Consider the following 4,856-nt stretch of genomic DNA (forward strand, 5'->3'; position numbering starts at 1 on the left):
CAACCCGAATCCGTCCGTACCATCTGGATAGAAGGCGGAATCACAGTATGGGTGCAGTTAGTCGGTGGCGGACGGCTACCCTTTGACCGAGACTGGTTCGCTACAAGAGTTGCAGAGGTCAAAGCGACTCTGCCAGAGACACCAAGGGAACGTAACGAACGTTTAAGCGATGAATTAGAGGAAGCCTGCACTGCTTTCGGTCTGTACCACGGGGAGATAGATTGGCTCTCGTTTAGCACCAAACTCTACCAAGACGGGCGCTTTGTCGGCTTCGTCGGGTGCAATCAACAAGGCTGGTACGCCAGACCCAGACAGTACGGACTCAATCGCGTGGCTCCGAATGCAGAACAAGTGATTGCGTCGTTGGGAGTCCGAGCAGCAGTGGCGGCTTAGTTCTGGAAGTGAGAAAGGCGATTGCACACCAAGCAACTGCAATCGCCACCTATATGCAATTACAAATAATCATTACACATAGCCCAGCAAGTAACATCACACTTTCAGATCCGGGTTTCTATGACTGCCAAGATAATTTTGTGCTACCTCCAGCAGATGCGAATGCAGAGGTGAAAGAAATCCTTAGTACTACAAGTGAGAAAAGCGATCGCTTCCCCTAGAGTTATGTAATCGCCGCTACAACGAAATTTAGACAATCCAAATCATGACACAGAATATGATTACCACATTTTCTTGTCAACAGACGGAGTTAGAAGAGTCTCTTGACAAAATTCTGTTACCTCCAACAGACCCGAATGCAGAGATTATCGAAATCCCTGGTTACAAACTCGTGTACGTGAATGGAGCTTGCCCCAGAACTTATCGAGTCTACGCAGATGATTCCATGATTGGGGTGATATTTCAGCATATTACGCACTGGTCGAATGCTGTAGATAAGATTCGATACGCCAAGCCGGTTGATGCAGCAGTTGGGTTAGACAACTTCATGAAGGTGGCAAGGGTATCAACAACGGCTACAGAGCAATCACCCACGGAAGAAGAGTTGCTTGATAAAGAATTTGATGCGCTCACAAGTGAGGAATGGGAACGGCTAAGGAAGTAAGTTCCACAAGCGAAACATTTGGTTGCAGCGTAAAGAAAGGGGTGGGCGTTGCTGCCCACTTCCTCAATAAGACTGTTTTACTCACTTCATAATATACCAATGGAACCGATAGAAATCCTACGAGAATTCAACTCGTGCTACCTGAAAATTCAGGCAATTGCCCAAAACGAAAACTGGCTTTTGTTGATTGCTGATAAAAAGATTGATCCAGAGGCAGCAACTCATTTGGGTGATGTCCTGCACTATTTGAGCGAGGCAATGGGTTGTGTGGAAGAAATTGTTGAAATCAAGTTTAATCAGGAGTTAAAACCATGAAACTTTATGCAACAAGTATTCCTCAATCTTTACCAAGTTGGGCAACTGTTGTATCAAATAAAGCAGGTTTAATTGAGGTTGAAATCAATGATCAAGATCCTGGTTTTCATTCAATTATAGAAGAATTGTCTACCGAAATTGAACCAGGAGTCATTGGTGTAAAAGCTAGCGATTTGTGTCAAAGACTTAGTATTGAAATGATTGATAGTAACGAAGAAAATTGACAACCAAAATTTAGTAAATCCCAAAAAATGAAATTCACAACTGTATCTGTTAGCTACTCTAGAAAATTTAATCTAGGCGACTATGAATCATTAGAACTGGGCTGTTCTCTATGGGCGCAAGTCGAGGATGGGGAAGACGCGGATGGAGTGACACAATTTCTCTATCTGCAAGCCAAAGCTTCAGTAAAACAAGCGGCAATGCCTGTGCTGAAAGCCTCAGAGTTCCAAATTAATAAGGCTAAGTCTAGCAAAAAAGTGTCTGGCGATATCAATGAAAGCGATTGGTAAAAGTTTGGAATTGACTAATGCAAGAATTAATCAAAGCTTTAATCAAAGCAAAGGCAGAGTTTAACCCCATTCAAAAAGACGGGACTAATCCTCACTACAAGCGCAAATATGCAACACTAGATGCTGTACTAGCTGCTGTCACTTCCGCATTGGGTAAATACGGATTAGTCATCATTCAAACTACTGAACTGTGTGAAAGTAAAACTGTACTGCGGACTCATCTTTATCATGAATCAGGTGAAAGCATTGCCAGTACTTATCCTTTACCTGAAATTAGTGATTCTCAGAAGTTTGGCGCAGCATTAACTTATGCACGACGATATGCGGTTTGTGCAATTTTATCGGTGACGGCAGATGAAGATAATGATGCTGAAGGCGCGACTACTCCTCAAAAGCCTGAACAGCCTCAGAATAACATTAGACCCCGCAAAGACAATCAACAGTATAGAGTCCAGCAACCAAAACAAGCTGTAACTCCACCATCAATCAGCCCAAAAGATTTGCGAGTCAAAGAAGTTCGCACACTTTTAAATTATCCACTCGATTTAGTCAAAGAGTGGCTGCACTTTCAGAATGTTAGTAGTCCCAGTGAGCTTGATTCTGTTCAGATTGACGAACTAGTGAAAACTATGTGTTTGGCTTGGGCTGGTAATAAGTTTGGGAATCCTGATTATGCTGCTAACTCTTATCAAAAACACGTAATCGATGCTGTATTAAGAGGTGTCTCTGAGATAGAAGCGATTCAAGTGTGGATGGAAGGGGCACTTGCACAAATGCCTGAACTGAATTGAGAAGAGAAATCATACTTCAAACTAGGGGGTAAATAAAAAATGAGCCTTTGGGAAAGAATGGATTTAATTGCATTAACAAATGAACGTTTTCTAGGAGAGTATTATGATTTTATTTCTGATTACGATGGCGGATGGATTATTAAGTTCTTCTATCTAATTAAAGTAAATGTTGCTCTCTGGTTTGGATTGGAGTCACAGCCGGAATATGATGGTTGGCATTGGGGAATGGGGTGCTTTGGAGAGGAATACCGCCAGGATTGGAATGCACCAATAGGATCTTGTGATTGGTCAGAAGTCTGTACTCCCGTAAGTTTTCTCAGATGGCAATACGGTATCGGTGAGAACTCGAATTATTAATAAAATTCATCCAATACAAGAGGGAGAATAATTCTTGACCGAATATGATTATCTTCGCGCATTTGTTATGGATCGATTTGATTCTGAGGTAACAACAGAAGTAGATCCACTTCATGATCAACACAAGCTTTTGCTTTTGCAGAAGAATTACCTAGAAGCAGCCAGATTAGAAACTCTTCGAGATAGAGTTCTGCAAGAACTTTACATCAAAAGAGCCAGGGCTGAAGAAATTATCAATTGGCTTTCCCTTGATAATCAGCTGCGATGTGAGTGTACAACTTATTGCGATGTCAGATCGGGAAAAATATGACTACTCAAACCACCAATATTAAGCTTGATTCATCTAGTTTAGTGCTTGACACTATTTTCATTTGGAAAGGTGCAGGACATGAACTACAGCAAAGTAATCCAAAGTACTGGGATAGTAAATGTCAACTGCGGATTTATCAAGCATATTCCATGCCGAGCATTGTCTTATGTTCGGATTTAGATGAACAAGACACGGGGACAAGCATTACTAATTCTGCGGAGGGTCTAGCTACATTGATTTGGCGAAAATACCAGAATACTGTGTTATCGGCTCGTCGCTGTTTGGGGGATAATTTTCTATTTATCGAGCATTATCCCCGCAATAAAATAAGTAAAAACGAAGAACCAGAAGATTTTTCTTTAGTGCAATTTAATTGGGATGGTCAACGTTTTAGCCAACCACGTTGGAGTCCTTTAACTCCAAACATTGTGCTGGCTTTGATTCAACAGCATAAGGTCAAAGATTAAAACTGAAAGCGCGATTGCATTTAATCATCAGTGTGCGATCGCTAAAAGTGTTCATTTCCCAGATATGCCGCCTGGTCAAGGAATTTTTTTCAATCCACATCATTTACAAATCATAGAGTCATAGTCAAGATTATGCCGAGAAAATCCACTTACCCCATCCCTACTGATCAGTCCTCACTGTGTCTTCAGTATCTCCGACGCTGTGGAGGTAGCGCACGATTGTGCGGTATCAAATTTAGCCTGGGAGTGATTCAAAGCTTGGTTAATCAAAGAAAAGTAAAGATTACGAATACAGGTGCAGGTTTCTATGTTCAGTTAGAGGATGTAAAGTGAAAACCCAAAAAGTAACCCATCAATCATCTTTGCCTTCAAACACTCGTAATAAATTAGTTCTTCGTCGGACTCGAAAAAGATTCACCCCCAGAATTTTCATTGAGCGCATGATAGAAACAACTGCAATTGTCTCTCTGCTAATTACTGGATTCTCTGGAGTTGGAGCAATGGCTTGTTGGGGGGTAGAAGTAATCGAGTCCAATACTAATCCCAATATAATCATCTCTGGTTGGGAGCAGCAGAAAAATATTTGCCTGGGTGCAATGTTGGTTAGCTGTTCTGTATTTTTGGGCAGTTCTTTGATAGGAGCAAGCTTTAGTATTCAACGGGACAAATTTTAGGTTAGTTAACAGCAATGAAAGAGTATAAAACCAAGCATGGCGGCTACAAAATTGAGACTACCGAATTAAATGATGGTGGTGTAGATGTTCATGTGGGAAAAACAGGATTTATAAAAACAACCTGGGCTACTCCTACGACTCAAACATTTGATAATCACACACAAGCTGTTCGCCACGCAAAGAATGCTATTGATAACGGCGAAATTGACTCAGTTTTTCAAGGTTAAAGGACACCAATGGAAATTAAGCTAACTACTTCAGAGATTCGGACTATCTTACAAGGTTGTCAACATACGTTGCGCCTTGTGGCGAGCAGTAAGGATTATCGCAGGCTTCAATCGTCTGAGTACTTTTCTACCTCCAACGATGTTGT

Annotated in this window: 12 protein-coding genes; all 12 read left to right on the plus strand. The window is 41.5% G+C overall.

The annotated features are described in order from the left end of the window. A partial coding sequence (locus ACWATR_RS38535; protein ID WP_460345228.1) for a hypothetical protein occupies nt 1-393 on the plus strand: 393 nt, incomplete at its 5' end. Between the two features lie 8 nt (nt 394-401). Then, the gene (locus ACWATR_RS38540) at nt 402-614 is read left to right on the plus strand and encodes a hypothetical protein (protein WP_460345231.1); all 213 of its coding nucleotides are present in this window, start codon (nt 402-404) and stop codon (nt 612-614) included. A 44-nt stretch (nt 615-658) separates the two neighbouring features. After that, on the plus strand, nt 659-1,057 hold the full coding sequence (locus ACWATR_RS38545) for a hypothetical protein (protein ID WP_460345234.1): 399 nt from the start codon (nt 659-661) through the stop codon (nt 1,055-1,057). A 99-nt stretch (nt 1,058-1,156) separates the two neighbouring features. After that, entirely contained in the window at nt 1,157-1,372 is a 216-nt protein-coding gene (locus tag ACWATR_RS38550) for a hypothetical protein (protein ID WP_460345237.1), read from the plus strand. After that, nucleotides 1,369-1,596, plus strand: coding sequence for a hypothetical protein (locus tag ACWATR_RS38555; RefSeq protein WP_460345240.1), 228 nt, complete (start codon nt 1,369-1,371; stop codon nt 1,594-1,596). The genes ACWATR_RS38550 and ACWATR_RS38555 overlap by 4 nt, the downstream gene beginning before the upstream one ends. Before the next feature lie 27 nt (nt 1,597-1,623). Next, on the plus strand, nt 1,624-1,884 hold the full coding sequence (locus tag ACWATR_RS38560; protein ID WP_460345243.1) for a hypothetical protein: 261 nt from the start codon (nt 1,624-1,626) through the stop codon (nt 1,882-1,884). A 17-nt stretch (nt 1,885-1,901) separates the two neighbouring features. Continuing rightward, nucleotides 1,902-2,675, plus strand: a complete 774-nt coding sequence (locus tag ACWATR_RS38565; protein WP_460345246.1) for an ERF family protein — start codon at nt 1,902-1,904, stop codon at nt 2,673-2,675. 39 nt (nt 2,676-2,714) lie between these two features. Beyond that, entirely contained in the window at nt 2,715-3,032 is a 318-nt protein-coding gene (locus tag ACWATR_RS38570) for a hypothetical protein (protein WP_460345249.1), read from the plus strand. A gap of 67 nt (nt 3,033-3,099) precedes the next feature. Next, a complete protein-coding gene (locus tag ACWATR_RS38575) occupies nt 3,100-3,342 on the plus strand; it encodes a hypothetical protein (protein WP_460345252.1) in 243 nt (80 codons plus the stop codon). Then, nucleotides 3,339-3,809 carry a hypothetical protein gene (locus tag ACWATR_RS38580; RefSeq protein ID WP_460345255.1) on the plus strand — a complete coding sequence of 157 codons (471 nt, stop codon included), beginning with the start codon at nt 3,339-3,341 and terminating at the stop codon, nt 3,807-3,809. Before ACWATR_RS38575 ends, ACWATR_RS38580 begins: the two co-directional genes overlap by 4 nt. 329 nt (nt 3,810-4,138) lie before the next feature. Further along, nucleotides 4,139-4,483 (plus strand): hypothetical protein, encoded by a 345-nt coding sequence (locus ACWATR_RS38585; RefSeq protein ID WP_460345258.1) that lies wholly within the window; start codon nt 4,139-4,141, stop codon nt 4,481-4,483. Between the two features lie 14 nt (nt 4,484-4,497). Continuing rightward, nucleotides 4,498-4,710, plus strand: coding sequence for a hypothetical protein (locus tag ACWATR_RS38590; protein ID WP_460345261.1), 213 nt, complete (start codon nt 4,498-4,500; stop codon nt 4,708-4,710). The last annotated feature ends 146 nt before the right edge of the window (nt 4,711-4,856 follow it).

It is taken from the genome of Nostoc sp. UIC 10890 (genome assembly GCF_054786515.1).